This window comes from Thermomicrobiales bacterium, assembly GCA_041390825.1.
Taxonomy (GTDB): Bacteria; Chloroflexota; Chloroflexia; order Thermomicrobiales; family UBA6265; genus JAMLHN01.
This window is the reverse complement of sequence record JAWKPF010000010.1, coordinates 47750-60643: the sequence shown is the minus strand read 5'-3', so window position 1 is coordinate 60643 and position 12894 is coordinate 47750. Positions and strand designations below refer to the sequence as shown.

Annotated in this window: 11 protein-coding genes; 5 read left to right on the top strand and 6 right to left on the bottom strand. The window is 62.6% G+C overall.

Features of this window, described 5'->3' with window-relative positions:
• Positions 1-148: 148 nt before the first annotated feature.
• From R2855_06465 to R2855_06440, 6 genes are all read right to left on the bottom strand, one after another.
• The gene (locus R2855_06465; GenBank protein MEZ4530659.1) at positions 149-391 is read right to left on the bottom strand and encodes a hypothetical protein; all 243 of its coding nucleotides are present in this window, start codon (positions 389-391) and stop codon (positions 149-151) included.
• Positions 388-711 carry an AbrB/MazE/SpoVT family DNA-binding domain-containing protein gene (locus tag R2855_06460; GenBank protein MEZ4530658.1) on the bottom strand — a complete coding sequence of 108 codons (324 nt, stop codon included), beginning with the start codon at positions 709-711 and terminating at the stop codon, positions 388-390. Before R2855_06460 ends, R2855_06465 begins: the two co-directional genes overlap by 4 nt.
• Before the next feature lie 93 nt (positions 712-804).
• On the bottom strand, positions 805-1422 hold the full coding sequence (locus tag R2855_06455; protein MEZ4530657.1) for a dihydrofolate reductase family protein: 618 nt from the start codon (positions 1420-1422) through the stop codon (positions 805-807).
• A 256-nt stretch (positions 1423-1678) separates the two neighbouring features.
• Positions 1679-2434 carry a hypothetical protein gene (locus R2855_06450; GenBank protein ID MEZ4530656.1) on the bottom strand — a complete coding sequence of 252 codons (756 nt, stop codon included), beginning with the start codon at positions 2432-2434 and terminating at the stop codon, positions 1679-1681.
• 187 nt (positions 2435-2621) lie between these two features.
• Positions 2622-3713, bottom strand: a complete 1092-nt coding sequence (locus R2855_06445) for an amidohydrolase family protein (protein MEZ4530655.1) — start codon at positions 3711-3713, stop codon at positions 2622-2624.
• Between the two features lie 69 nt (positions 3714-3782).
• Complete coding sequence (locus R2855_06440) at positions 3783-4247, bottom strand: hypothetical protein (protein ID MEZ4530654.1); 465 nt, start codon at positions 4245-4247, stop codon at positions 3783-3785.
• Positions 4248-4654: 407 nt separating this feature from the next.
• Here R2855_06440 and R2855_06435 point away from each other — a divergent pair, with 407 nt between their 5' ends.
• The 5 genes from R2855_06435 to R2855_06415 all read left to right on the top strand — a co-directional run bounded on the left by R2855_06435 (position 4655) and on the right by R2855_06415 (position 12783).
• Positions 4655-6409, top strand: a complete 1755-nt coding sequence (locus tag R2855_06435) for a DUF4352 domain-containing protein (protein MEZ4530653.1) — start codon at positions 4655-4657, stop codon at positions 6407-6409.
• A complete protein-coding gene (locus R2855_06430) occupies positions 6406-7560 on the top strand; it encodes an iron-containing alcohol dehydrogenase (GenBank protein MEZ4530652.1) in 1155 nt (384 codons plus the stop codon). Before R2855_06435 ends, R2855_06430 begins: the two co-directional genes overlap by 4 nt.
• A 191-nt stretch (positions 7561-7751) precedes the next feature.
• Positions 7752-9581 carry a DUF349 domain-containing protein gene (locus tag R2855_06425; protein MEZ4530651.1) on the top strand — a complete coding sequence of 610 codons (1830 nt, stop codon included), beginning with the start codon at positions 7752-7754 and terminating at the stop codon, positions 9579-9581.
• A gap of 178 nt (positions 9582-9759) precedes the next feature.
• Positions 9760-10710 carry an LLM class flavin-dependent oxidoreductase gene (locus R2855_06420; GenBank protein ID MEZ4530650.1) on the top strand — a complete coding sequence of 317 codons (951 nt, stop codon included), beginning with the start codon at positions 9760-9762 and terminating at the stop codon, positions 10708-10710.
• A gap of 1125 nt (positions 10711-11835) precedes the next feature.
• Complete coding sequence (locus R2855_06415; GenBank protein MEZ4530649.1) at positions 11836-12783, top strand: LLM class flavin-dependent oxidoreductase; 948 nt, start codon at positions 11836-11838, stop codon at positions 12781-12783.
• Positions 12784-12894 lie beyond the last annotated feature (111 nt).

Sequence of the window (12894 nt, the reverse complement as noted above, 5' to 3'; positions counted from 1 at the left end):
AAGAGAATCAAACCTTGTCTGGTCGCAATCAATTCCGCGGACCCAGCGACAGCGGTTGCGAGCGGATCTTGTCATCGTTTGCATCACGACAGATCCTCGGAATTTCATTCCAGTGCGACGCGATCGGCCTCAGCGAGGCTCATCCTGTTCAGCGCAGCCTTGAACGAATTGATCCTGAAAGTAGATCGAACTTTCGCGTGATGCTGGGACGCTCGAGCACATCCAGAATCTCGTCTTCGATCTCGTTCGAAATCACGATGGTGTAGGTCTCAGAGTGAACGAAGACGATCGCACCCCATGCGCTGCGTGGATTGATCAATGCGCGAACGAATCCGACTGCATCGATCACGAGACGCAGTGGCTCATCGTCCGTTCCGGATACTGAGCTCATTCGGCGTGAGAGGTCCTATGCTCGGCGCGAACCTCACGAACGGCCTCATCGATCCATTCATTGATCTCTTCTTCGGTGTATCCCTTGTCGATCGCTTCCTGACGGACCGGCGCGAATGCCTCATACAGTTCGCGCAGCCACGATGAGCCTCTCGGCCGGGTTTCGACGGGATGCAACGTCAAGTCGCCGCGTTCGGTCAGTGTCACCTCCATCAGGGAAGCATCCTCGATCCCGAGTTCCCGCCGGAACTCGATAGGGATCGTGATTTGCCCGCCGCGTAGAACGTGGACGGTGCGGCTCTTTGGTTTGCTGCTGACCATGGCACTCCTCCTGAGCATCTGCATCTACAAGAATACAGAATTACAGATTCCGGAGAAGCCGCGCAGCCAGTTCGAGCGTTCGATCGAGCGTCCCTAGCCCATCGTCCCGGTCGCGGGAATGCCATCCAGAAGCTCATAGTGCAGGATCACGGCTCCCGTCGGCGTGGTCACAGCCGGTTCGGCGAGTTTCAGATTCGTCGGAATCGTTCCATTCCCAAAGACCTTCTTTCCCGATCCGAGGGTGATGGGATAGACGATCAGTTTCAGCTGATCGAACAGCCGCTCTGAGAGCAACGTTTGCACGAAGTCGATGCTGCCGATGACGTGTACGCTCTCGTGCCGGTCCCGGATCTCGCCAATTGAAGCCGCAATGTCCGGACCGATCAGCGACGAACCGGTCCAGTCGAGCCGAGGGTTACTCCGCGAGGCGACGTACTTCGGGATGCGATTGAACAACCCCGCAATCCCGCCGGCGAAATCATCTGCTTTCGATGGCCAATACTCCGCGAAGGCTTCGTATGTCTTCCGCCCCAGCAACAGCGCGTCGGTCGTGAAGATACTTTGCTGGACTTGCTCGCCAACGACTTCGTCCATCATCGGTGCTTGCCATCCTCCGAATGCGAAACCGTCCTCCGGATCTTCGTCCGGTGCTCCCGGGGCCTGAGCAACCAGATCCAGCGTTGTGAAGAGATCGATCTGAATACGTCCCATTGTTTCTCCTTGCGTCCTTACGTCGGATGCAACATGGTCGAGCGTCTCGCGTGAAAATCGACATGGATCGCACCGGTCGCGGCATGTGCGGTTCGAACGGGGCATCTCCTGCCACGCCGAACATCGATAGCGCTGCTCTTCGGTTTGTTGCCCATCACTCGTGATGCGCCGTGCCCACGTCGGCGATACAGGGATGCAGCGTTACAGATGCTGTATCCAGCGATCACGATGCTTCCGCATGGTCTGGCGAATCGGTTTAGGTTGGCGGCAGTTGCAGACAGCCGTAGTTGTCACAGAACTGGTCGCATGCCTGCGCGCAGACGTATCCGCTCTCGCATTCGGCATCCGACGTGCACGTGCCGCCACAGAATCCGAGCTCGTGCGTTGCGCACGTGTTTGTCCCGTCGATATCAGGGCTGCACGCGTAGCCGCCGCCACCGACACATTGCGCGAGCTGTGGGTACAAGCCGCACACGCTGAAGTCGGCGATACAGGTGGTCGTCATGTTGAGACAGGTCCCCGAACCGCCGCCGCTGCACTCCCATCCCTCTGGGCAGCCACAAAAGATCGTGCCGCCGCAGCCGTCGTCGATCCCGGTGGTACAACTAAGGAGATAGTCTGGCCAAAGGTCCGCGCAGCTCTTTGGGGTGCAACAGGAACCGTTGTATCCGACCTCTCCCGGCAGACAGCAGAGCTCTTCGTCATAACAGGTTCCGAAGCAGCACGCGTTGTCGCAGCACTCGGTAATGTGTCGTGGACAGCACTCCGGACCGCAGGTAACGTCCAGTGGATCGCTGCACACGCATTTGCCGTCGATGTAGGTCTGTAGCAGGGGACAGGTTGGCGGCTTGGGAGTCGGAGTCGGACGCCGCGCGGCGCTCGATTCTCGCGGTTGCAGCGTTTTTCCGGCGATGACGGCCCAACCGACGCCGAGCGCTCCCTTGAGCGCTGCCCGGCGACTCTGCAATGTGCCGAGCGACTTTGCCAACGTATCGAAGCGACGATCGTCCATATGTGACCCTCCCTCGAAATGCGTTTCGCCGCGCAGTGCATGGCGTCGACTCGTTGGTCAGGGGCGGGGATACACAAAGCATACCCCGTAACGGCGCCATGGGCGCAAACGATCGACCGAGCGAATCCCATGCGCATGCAGTTGCCCTGCACGTATGGCGTGATCGATCGCTTCGCTGGGGAGGGGCCTATGAGAGCGAAAAGAGGTGGATCAGATTTCCACCCAGTATCGCACCCAGCTCTGAAGGTCGAATGACATCGCCCAGTATCCGCGGCAGATATTCCAGTGACTGTCGATAGGTGCAGTTGCGCTCGACATTCGGCATGTCCGAACCCCAGACCAGACGCGAGGCGCCCGCCAGGCGAAGTTGTTGTTCGATGACTGGACGCAACTCCGGCCACGGATAGTCGTGCAACCGTCCCCAGTGGATGGGGTAGAGCAGCTCGACCATCAGGTTCTCGCGCCCAAGCAGTCTCCGCACCGGATCGGGAATCGTCCCCTCCAGCAGCTCGGGGGCGAATCCATGTGTCAACACGCACGGGATATCCGGATACCGCTGCAGCCATCGATCGAGCCGGTCGAGCTCGCGGAGATAGGTCTCAGGTGTTGGCATCGGCACACCAAGGATTTCCCAGTAGATCGGAATTCCCAATGAGCGCACGGTTTCCCAATAGGGAGCGAGCGCGGGATCGTCGATGGCATGGAGATACCCGCCGGTGATGAATCCGCGGTTGGCGAAATAGACGCCGCGCAGCCCCATTTCCTGCACGGCATGCGTGAGCCGGGCACATTCGTCGGCAGTGTGCGCTTCGGATGGCCGCGCGTCCGCCAGCCCGATGAGCTTCCCTGGATGCGCCCGCACCGCTTCGGCGAATTCGGCATTCAGTCGCCCATAGAGTCCAGCGTTCTGCAGCACCGCGATGTCGACACCAGCACGCGCCATCGACTGCAGCAGAAAGTCGACCGGCGCCACCATATCTTGTAAGGAAGGCGGCAGGAACGAGCGATAGTGCGTCTCGCCCTCGAACTCCCACTCGAATCGCCCGCAGCGTCCAACGCGAAAACCGGCATCGTCGTTGAGCCGATCGAGCGAATCGAGTTTCCCCGAAAAGAGTACCGATGCCGCCTCCGGCACGATCGCCGAATCCCGCAGCCGATAGACCGGTTCCCCATGCGTGGCGATGTAGAGCTGAAGAAACCGCCGGTGATCCGCTTCCGACGGGTAGCCGCTCGCCCCGGCAAGCTGCGGAAAGATATGGGCATGGGCATCGACGATCATCGGCATCTCCGGAATTGAGCGAACGCCTGGTGCAGATGAGCAGCTAGCGCGAATCCGCGCATGTCGACACTACAGCTCCGGATCGCGTTCCTTGTCACGGATCAGCTTGCCCGCGACCAGCACCGCCGCCCCGGCGAGCGCCAATCCCGCAACGCGTTCAGTATCGTGTGGAATCCCAATCCCGGTGGCGGGCAAACTCGTTTCGGTGGCTATCGTGCAGATACCCTCGACGCAGGTAAGTCCTTCATCGGCGCAGCATGGAAAGTCGTCCACACACGGTTGCCCGTTGCCCACGCAACCGCGAGGAAGATCGCATATCGCCTCGAAGCAGGTGTACGGCGCCTGACAGCTTCCGTCCACCGGTTCGCACGGATCGCCGTAGGTCCCCGGTTCCGCTTGCGCCCTGGCAACGGTCGCTACACGAGAAAAACCGAGCGAACCCAGGACACCAGCCCCGATCCAGCGTAAAGCCTCCCGCCGGGTAGCGCGCGTGCCGAACCCCCGGGTCAGCGCGTCGAATCGTTGTGTGTCCATCTGATTTCGCACCCCAGCATGTGCTCGTGCATTCCCTCTGGAGATCAGAACGCATTGCGCTTGTGATTCGTTTCACAAAACGCCAGATCGGTCCCCAGAACGATCTTGCACTCACCTCTTGAGGTTCAGGGCATCGACCACGACGATTGGGAGCGTTGGCCTGGACTCTGACCGAAGCTCGTCCAGTCTGTCTCAGGAAATTCCCTGCTTGCAGACCCTCGTACCGGTAGACGTCCCTGTGCTAGACTGTACGTACACTGTGTACGTATGCCTGATTGTCACGGCTTGTCACAGCCCCCGCCCGAGCCGGTTCCCCGTCCCCCCAACGGTCACCGGAAACGAAAACCCGTTTACCGCGCGTGTTGCTGGAACGCGCGGATGCTGAACCGCTCGAGAGGGACTCACCCATGTCAGACGACTTGCCCATCGTTGGCCGCCCCCGCGGCAGCGCCTGGCGCCAACTCCAGGCCGAAGGCATTCTCTGGGAGGGGCAGATCCTCGTTGCGGGTGGTGACACCGATCTCGCCTGCCTCCTGGTCGTCACGAACGAGCGGTTGGCGCTCATCCGCGGCGGGGCGGTCGCGCTCGATATCCGGCACGAATGGCTCTATGCGCCACCAACCATGCGCCGCACCGGCAATGTCGGATTGCAAGTGCTCACTCCCGGGCAGCGGCTCCCCGAATCGATCACGATCATTGTGCGCGAGGGGCGTCTGGCCGCCGCCGAACTGGTCGATGTGCTCACTCCGAGAGAACGGTATGAGCCCGAATACCCGACCTGGGATTCGAGCATGTTCCTCGATGACGAACCGATCATTCCGGCGCGCCCCGCGCCCTATGGGCGCAAGCATAGCCCGGCGCCGGTCGATCCACTGCCCTCTTTCCCGGTCTATGCCGCTCTCGATGACGATGATTTTCCGCCAATCGCCCCACCGCCCGATCCCATGCCGGATTGGTCCGGCACGCCTCAACTGGCGGCCGGCGCGGTCGACCCTGCGGCAAATGTCATTCCGCGCCAGAACGACTGGAATCTCAAGCCGCTCGACGGCATGGATAACCGCGAACGCCGCAATCGCCGCGCCTGGGCCATGCGCTTTGCCGCCCTCTTCCTGGCGATCGCCGGAATCGCCGCCTGGCAAGGTGGGCTCCTGCCCGAGTACTCCGCAATTCGCGATCGGTTCGAAGACAACACTCCCGAGATTCAGACCGTGGCCGAGTTGCCACCAGGAACCCCGACGCAGGAACCAACGACCGAACCCAGGCAAACTGCGGTCCCTGAGCCGACGAAGACTCCTGTCACCGAAGACGATTCGGACGTCGCCAGCGGTCCAAGTTCCACGCAGGCCGAACCGACCTACTCGCCCGCTGAGCAGACTGCGGTGGCCCTTGGCGTCGGCGGCGGTGAAACCGATCCGCCCGGCACTGATGTGAACGCTGCCCAGGACGAACCGGCGGCAACCAACGCGCCAGTGATTGCCCCGCCGGATGCAACGGAAGCTCCGGCGACCGAGCCGACCACGGATCCGGCTGGCGCGGATGAACCTGCAGCCAGTGAAAACGCGCTTCCGGAAGACGAGGCGACCGAAACACCGGGCGACATCATCGAGCCAACCCAGGCGCCCGCCGAAAACACCGGCGTGCTCGACTTCGAGATCACCGATCTCCAGATGGGTGCATCACTGCCCGATCTGACGCTCGGCCCGTTGCAGGACGAACGCTGGGTGGTCGTGACGGTCGACGTCACGAACCCTGGTTCCAGCCCGGCTGTGCTCGATATGTCCCAGTTCAAGCTCGCGCGTGCTGAGGGAGAACCGCTCGATCTCGATTCCGCCACCGGCGCGGTCGCCGCATACCTTGGAATGACCGAGAACAATGGCGTGAATGACACGCGGGAGATCGGCCCCGGCGATCGCACGTCGGTCGTGCTGGTCTTCGTGCCACCCGCGGACGCGACCGGTCTCGCGCTCGACGCCGGAGAGGCGGAACTGCCTCTGGTGGCTGGCTCCACCGGGCAGAGCGGTGCTGGCACGGTCGCCGCGACAACCGAGCTCTCTGCTCAGCTGCTGGTCAACAATTTCAAGCAGTACTCGATCCTCACTCCAACCGCGACCCAAAACGCCAAGACGGCGCCTGCGTTCGCAAACCCGTGGGAGGCTGAGTGAGCGGCGCCTTTCGGGTTGCTCCAGCGATTCATTTCGGATACGGCGCCGCCGACCGAGCGGGAGCGTTGACGAGCGAGCTCGGCGTCTCCCGTGTGTTGATCGTTACCGATTCGGGCGTCCGGGCGGTTGGAATCTCCGGCCAGATCGAGGCCGCGCTCTCGGCGTCCGGCATCGCATTCGACATCTACGATCAGGTCAGCCCGAACCCGCGCGACTACGAGTGCCTTGCCGCGGCCGAACTGGCCCGCGCGACCGGCGCGGAAGCAATCGTTGCGATCGGTGGCGGCAGCCCGATCGATCTGGCCAAGGCCGCGGCTGGCCTGGCGACCAATAGCGGCACCGCGCTCGATTGGGTCGCCCCGCGCACGTTTGTCGAACCACCCCTGCCGCTCATCGCCATTCCGACCACAGCCGGAACCGGCAGTGAAGTCACCCGCAGCTCGGTCGTCAACGACACCACCCGGCAGATCAAAGTCTCCCTGCGTGACTGGGCGATCGCGCCAAGAATCGCCATCGTCGATCCGGGGCTCACGCTCGGCTTGCCGCCCCTGCTTACGGCCTCGACTGGTATGGACGCGCTGACCCACGCCATCGAGGCATACACCTGCACCCGCGGCACACCGATCAGCGACGGTCTGGCCTTGCACGCCATTCGCCTGATCGGTCCGAACCTGCCGATCGCCGTGGCGGACGGATCGAACACCGCCGCGCGCGAGCAGATGATGCTTGCCAGCACCATCGCCGGCATGGCGTTCAGCAATGCCGATGTCGCCGCGGTGCATTGCATCGCGGAAGCGCTCGGCGGCCGTTACGACACTCCGCACGGCATCGCGAATTCGACCTTTCTCCCCTGGATCTTCGCGTTCGACGCCCCCGCCGATCCGAAACGCCATGCCGATGTTGCGGTCGCCCTCGGCGTGGCCACCGAGGACGACGAGTTGGGGTACGCGGCCGAGCAGGCATCCCGGTATCTGGTCGATTTGGCGCAGCGGATCGGCATTCCGCGCTTCCGCGAGTTGCCCGGCGTGCGGGAAGACGACTTTCCCTGGATCGCGTCCGCGTCGGTCGCCAACCTCTCCAATGCCAGCAACGCTCGCGTCATGGACGAAGCCGACTACCTCGGGGTATTGGAATCAGCCTGGAACGCGTGAGAGCGCCATACGCCCGGAGTCATGTGAAGCAGCACCGGGAAGCACGGTCGAATGGTTCGTTCGGGGGATTCTGGGCGCCAAACACGGGATTCCTGCCCTGTCGTCTGTTGATCCCCTATCACGCATATGCTGAAAACCGCTAAACTCTTCCGACGCATCGGAGGTTTCGTGTGAGCTCTATGGAAGAAACAGTGATCGACCAAATCGAAGAAAAGCAAATGGAACCGGTCGACGAGGAAGCTGTCGCCGAGATTGCGGAGCAGAATTCCCTCGCGGCGGAGGTCGAGGCTCCTGTGTCGTCCAGTGAAGCCGAGGAACCAGCGATTGTCGTCGAGGAAGTCGACATCGAGACGATCGAGGTCGAGCTGCCGGAAGCGCCTGAGTCGATTGCGCCGGACGCCGAAATTGCCGCGGATGATTCCGCAGTGGCCGAATCCGAGGCGCCGGTAGGCGAATCGGTGGCCGCGGCCGACCTGATTGCCGCTGATGCGATCGTCGCGGCGGCCGAAGCCGATGCGGCTGCGGCCGAGGCTGAGGAGCCCGTCGTGCCGGTGGAAGTCCTCGCCTTTGGCTTCATCGACCAGAAGCGCAGGATTCACCAGAACACGACCGAACACTACCGCGGGCATGTCGTTGGCACGGCCTACGACAATCCAGAGAATCAGATCGCCGAGCTCGAAGCAGCATTCACTCAGTTCAGCAAAGACGCCGATCTGATCGAGTCGGATGCCGAGACCGCCAAGAACAAGGTCGGTATTCTCGGACGCATCCGCAAGCTCAAGGCAAGCGCTGGAAAGGCCGACGCGCTCGGCGATTTCGATGCGCTCTTCGCTCGGCTGCGCGCGCTGGAAGCCAAGCTGGTCGAGGAGATCGAGGCCAAGAAGCTTTCCAAGGAAGCGCTGATCGCCCGTGCCGAGGAGATCAAGGAATCGACCGACTGGCGCGTCACCGGCGAAGCCTACAAGGCCCTCTTCGAAGAATGGAAGCAAGTCGGCGCCACCGGCAAGGAGTCGGACGATTCGCTCTGGGCCCGCTTCATCGCCGCGCGCGAGTACTTCAACCAGCGGCGTTCCCAGCACTTCGAGCAACGCCAGGAGCAATGGGGCGCCAACGCTGCGCTCAAACAAGAACTGATCGTCAAAGCGCATGAGCTGAGCACCTCGGATGACTGGCGCGGCACCAGCGAGGCGTTGCGCAACCTCTTTGCCGAGTGGAAAAAGGTCGGCAGCGCTGGGCGCCAGCAGGACGAAGAGCTCTGGAAACAGTTCCGCGAGGCGCAACAGCATTTCTACGATCGCCGCACCGCTTTCTATGAGGACAACAAGTCCCGCAAGGAAGCCCTCGTGGCGCGCGCCAGGGAACTCTCCACATCGGAGGATTGGGAAGCCACCTTCGAAGAGATGAAGAGCATGATGGCCGATTGGCGCACGGTCGGCACTGCCGGCAACCGCGACCTCGACAACCGGCTCTGGGATCAGTTCCGCGGCGCGCAGAACGCCTTCTTCGACCGCCGGTTCGAGTCGCAGTCCAAGCGCGAGCAGGAAGCCCGCGAAGCCGTCAAGGGCAAGGAGCAGATCGTCGCCGCTATCGAGGCGCTGGCCTACTCTGGCGACCCAGTCGCCGCGCAGGACGAAGCCACACGTCTCAAGAGCGAATACGACGCGCTTCCGGCAATTCGCAAGGATCGGCAGGACCAGCTCGACCGCCGCGTGCGCAAGGCGCTTGGAGACATCAAGGTCAACGCCGCTGCCGAAGGCGCGCGCCGCGCCGTCACCTGGGAAGGGAAGATTCGGGAAGCGCTCTTCAAATCGCGAGAGCAGCTCGATGGTCTGAAGAACAGCGTCGCTGCCAACCAGCAGGCGCTCGCTGCCGCCCAGGCCGATCTTGCCACGGCATCAGGAGACGAGGCCACCGTCCTGCAGGACACCATCTCGGCCCTGCAGGAGTCGATCGCCGACAACAACGCCGAAATCGACCGGCTGGAAGCCTCCATCTCCGACATCGAGGAATCGCTGCGGTAACCGCACAGGTCGAAATGCGAGTGCGAACGGGTTCAGTACGACATATGCTGAACCCGTTCGCTTTGCCCGCACCACCCGCTCGACCGTCGATCATCACCGTCGATTTGCCCATCCTCCCGTACCCGACCGTCGCGCAGGGCCACCGCACCCTCACCATCCTCGAAAGGGACTCTCACACATGCAATTTGGATTCATGAAACTCACCCGCCTTCCCTACGCCGATCTGCAACGCGATGTGCAGGAAGCGGAAGCGATGGGTTTCGACAGCGCCTGGATCGACGATGACCTCTTCACCCCGAGCTACGCCGATTTCGACGTCTGGTCTGTGCTCGGCGGCCTGGCGGTCGCAACCGAGCGCATCCGGCTCGGCACCCTGGTCACAGTGCCCACCTTTCGTATTCCCTCGGTGATGGCCATGCAGGCTCTGACCATCGACCAGATGTCGAACGGGCGGCTGGAAGTGGCCATAGGAGCCGGTGGCGCGGCAGAAGGGAATCCGGCCATCGGCGCCGAGCCGTGGTCTCCGCGTGAGCGTTCGGATCGCTTCGGGGAGTTCGTGGAAATCGTCGCGCATATGCTGCGGGGCGAGCCGATCGACTACGCGGGGCACTACTACGGCGCGCAGGTCGACTTCGTCACCCCGCCGGTTCAGCGTCCACGGCCGCCGCTCACGGTTGCCGCCCACGGACCGCGCGGTATGCGCTACGCCGCCCGCTTCGCCGAAGGCTGGAACACCGTGGTCAACATGCACGAGCCGGGGAAGGAAGACACCAATCCCCCGGTCGATCTGGCCGCAGCGGTCGCGAAGCAGAAAGACCTCTGCGACAAATTCGACGCCATTTGCCGTGAAGAGGGTCGCGACCCCGCCACCGTGCGCCGCAGCATCCTGCTCGACCGTGCGCTGGTCGATCCATGGTCGTCGATCGATGCCTTCGATGAGTTCGTCGGTTCCTTCGCGGAAATCGGCATCGACTTGATCGCCTTCTATTGGCCGCCGCTTGGCAACACGATTCCCGACCCAACCGGCAAACCGCTCGGCCCTCTCGGCCGCGTTGCCGATATCCCCGTCTCCGCCGAACAACGCCGCGCCTTCGAACGCGTCGTCGCGGCACGCGTCTCGAACCGCTGACCCCACACGCCATCATCCCGGGCCTACCGAGGGATCTCGTATCGCCCCACCGTCATCCCGAGCTTGCCGAGGGATCTCGTGTTGTCCGAAGCTCGGCCTCCACATCAGGGACCGTGTCGCCGAGACAAGAGATTCCTCCACTTCGTCGGAATGACGCACCCCACCGTCATCCCGAGCGTGCCGAGGGATCTCTTGTTGTCCGAAGCTCGGCCTCCGGCGCGGAACCTCGTCGCCGGGATCCAGAGAGATTCCTCCACTTCGGTCGGAATGACGAATACACCCCACCGTCATCCCGAGCTTGTCGAGGGATCTCTTGTTGCCCGAAACCCGGCCTCCGGCGGACCTCGTCGCCGAGAACAAGAGATTCCTCCACTTCGGTCGGAATGACACCGGTCGATGACGAATACACCCCATCGTCATCCCGAGCCTGTCGAGGGATCTCTTGTTGCCCGAGACCCGGCCTCCGGCGCGGAACCTCGTCGCCGGGATCCAGAGAGATTCCCATTCGGCTGCGCTCAGGGCGGGCTCTCCACTTCGGTCGGAATGACGAATACACCCCATCGTCATCCCGAGCTTGTCGAGGGATCTCTTGTTGCCCGAAACCCGGCCTCCGGCGCGGAACCTCGTCGCCAGGATCCAGAGAGATTCCTCCACTTCGGTCGGAATGACGAAGGGCGCGCGGAATGACAAGGGGCGGTCGGAATGACGAAAGGCGCGGTCGGAATGACGAAGGGCGCGGTCGGAGCGACAAAGGGACGTAGCCCTCCTGCATGAGGCGGGGACATCCACTTTCGAAACACCGGACCGCTGGCCGGAAACAGATCGAACAAGCCCAGCGGTCGATGACATCCGGCCATCGACACGTCTCCGTCCTGCGTAGTGGGCCCTGCGGCAACCGGATGCCGTTGTCGGCGGTAAACTGGCAGCATCGCAAAGCTCAGCCGATAGCTGGCCGTTCAGGTGCTCTTGACGCGGTCCGGTTGCCAGACTTCGCTGGAGTGACGGCACAGCGCCGGCACGTCAGCATGGTTTGCGCTTGGCAACGCATGCGGGTCGGTGCGTGACAGACGGACTGCATGTGCCACGTTCCGATCCGCGACGGCCCGTCAGGTGAGGAGACATGCAATGGGCCAGATGCGTTTCGGGGTCATGAACTTTTGCCGGAGCCCGTATCGGGAACTCGTTCAGCGCATTCGCCAATTCGAGAGCATGGGGTTCGACAGCGCCTGGGTCGACGACGACGTGCTCACGCCAGCCTATGTGGATTACGAAGCGTGGACGCTGCTCGGCGCGCTGGCGGTCGAGACCAGGCGCATTCGGCTCGGGACCATGGTAACCGTGCCCCCGTTCCGGTTCCCGGCGGTATTGGCTGTCCAGGTCCATACAGTCGACCATATCAGCGGAGGGCGCATCGCGATCGGTCTGGGCGCCGGTGGCTATTCGAACAACTATGGGGCACTCGGTTACGACGACTGGGATCCGCGGGAACGCGCAGAACGGCTGGAAGAGTATGCGGCGATTCTTTCCCCACTCCTGCGGGGCGAGCAGGTCAGTTTCTCGGGCCGCTACTACACCGTGCGGGACGCCCAGGCAGGACAGCCGGTTCGATCCAGTCGACCGCCCTTGATCGTTGCCGCCCATGGCGAACGCGGACTCCGGACTGCTGCTCGCCACGCCGACGGATGGAACACGCTCGGCGGGCAGGCATATCCGGCCGCCCGGGATCCATCGGCGCGCATCTCCCTTGCAGAAGCAGTTGCCAGCACGAAGCGGCTCAGTGACCGTCTGGACGCAATCTGTGAGGAAGAGGGACGCGATCCCCGGAGTATCACGCGCAGCGTATTGGTCTATCGGACCCTCGACGATCCGCTCGCCTCGCTGGACGCATTCGATGAGTACGTTGGCGCATACCAGGAAATAGGTATCGAGGAAGTGATCTTCTACTGGCCTCCGCTCGACAATCTCTTTCCCAAGTCGGGAGAGGGCGTCGGGGGTTTCAGCTCTATTCCACTCGACACATCGCAGATCAACGCCTTCGAGCGGATTGTCGCCGGCCGGATCTCCAACCGCTGAGAGAGACGCAACGCGCAATATTCGTTACTCTGATTCCAGGCACTCTACGGTCCGATCTGCCGAAGAGACTCCTTCATGGCCGGAACATGGCGGGACACGAACACGGTGCGC

Bases quoted from the DNA above. Each gene is read 5' to 3' on its own strand.
- R2855_06465 (MEZ4530659.1), bottom strand. From the start codon at position 391: ATGAGCTCAGTATCCGGAACGGACGATGAGCCACTGCGTCTCGTGATC.
- R2855_06460 (MEZ4530658.1), bottom strand. From the start codon at position 711: ATGGTCAGCAGCAAACCAAAGAGCCGCACCGTCCACGTTCTACGCGGC.
- R2855_06455 (MEZ4530657.1), bottom strand. From the start codon at position 1,422: ATGGGACGTATTCAGATCGATCTCTTCACAACGCTGGATCTGGTTGCT.
- R2855_06450 (MEZ4530656.1), bottom strand. From the start codon at position 2,434: ATGGACGATCGTCGCTTCGATACGTTGGCAAAGTCGCTCGGCACATTG.
- R2855_06445 (MEZ4530655.1), bottom strand. From the start codon at position 3,713: ATGATCGTCGATGCCCATGCCCATATCTTTCCGCAGCTTGCCGGGGCG.
- R2855_06440 (MEZ4530654.1), bottom strand. From the start codon at position 4,247: ATGGACACACAACGATTCGACGCGCTGACCCGGGGGTTCGGCACGCGC.
- R2855_06435 (MEZ4530653.1), top strand. From the start codon at position 4,655: ATGTCAGACGACTTGCCCATCGTTGGCCGCCCCCGCGGCAGCGCCTGG.
- R2855_06420 (MEZ4530650.1), top strand. From the start codon at position 9,760: ATGCAATTTGGATTCATGAAACTCACCCGCCTTCCCTACGCCGATCTG.
- R2855_06415 (MEZ4530649.1), top strand. From the start codon at position 11,836: ATGGGCCAGATGCGTTTCGGGGTCATGAACTTTTGCCGGAGCCCGTAT.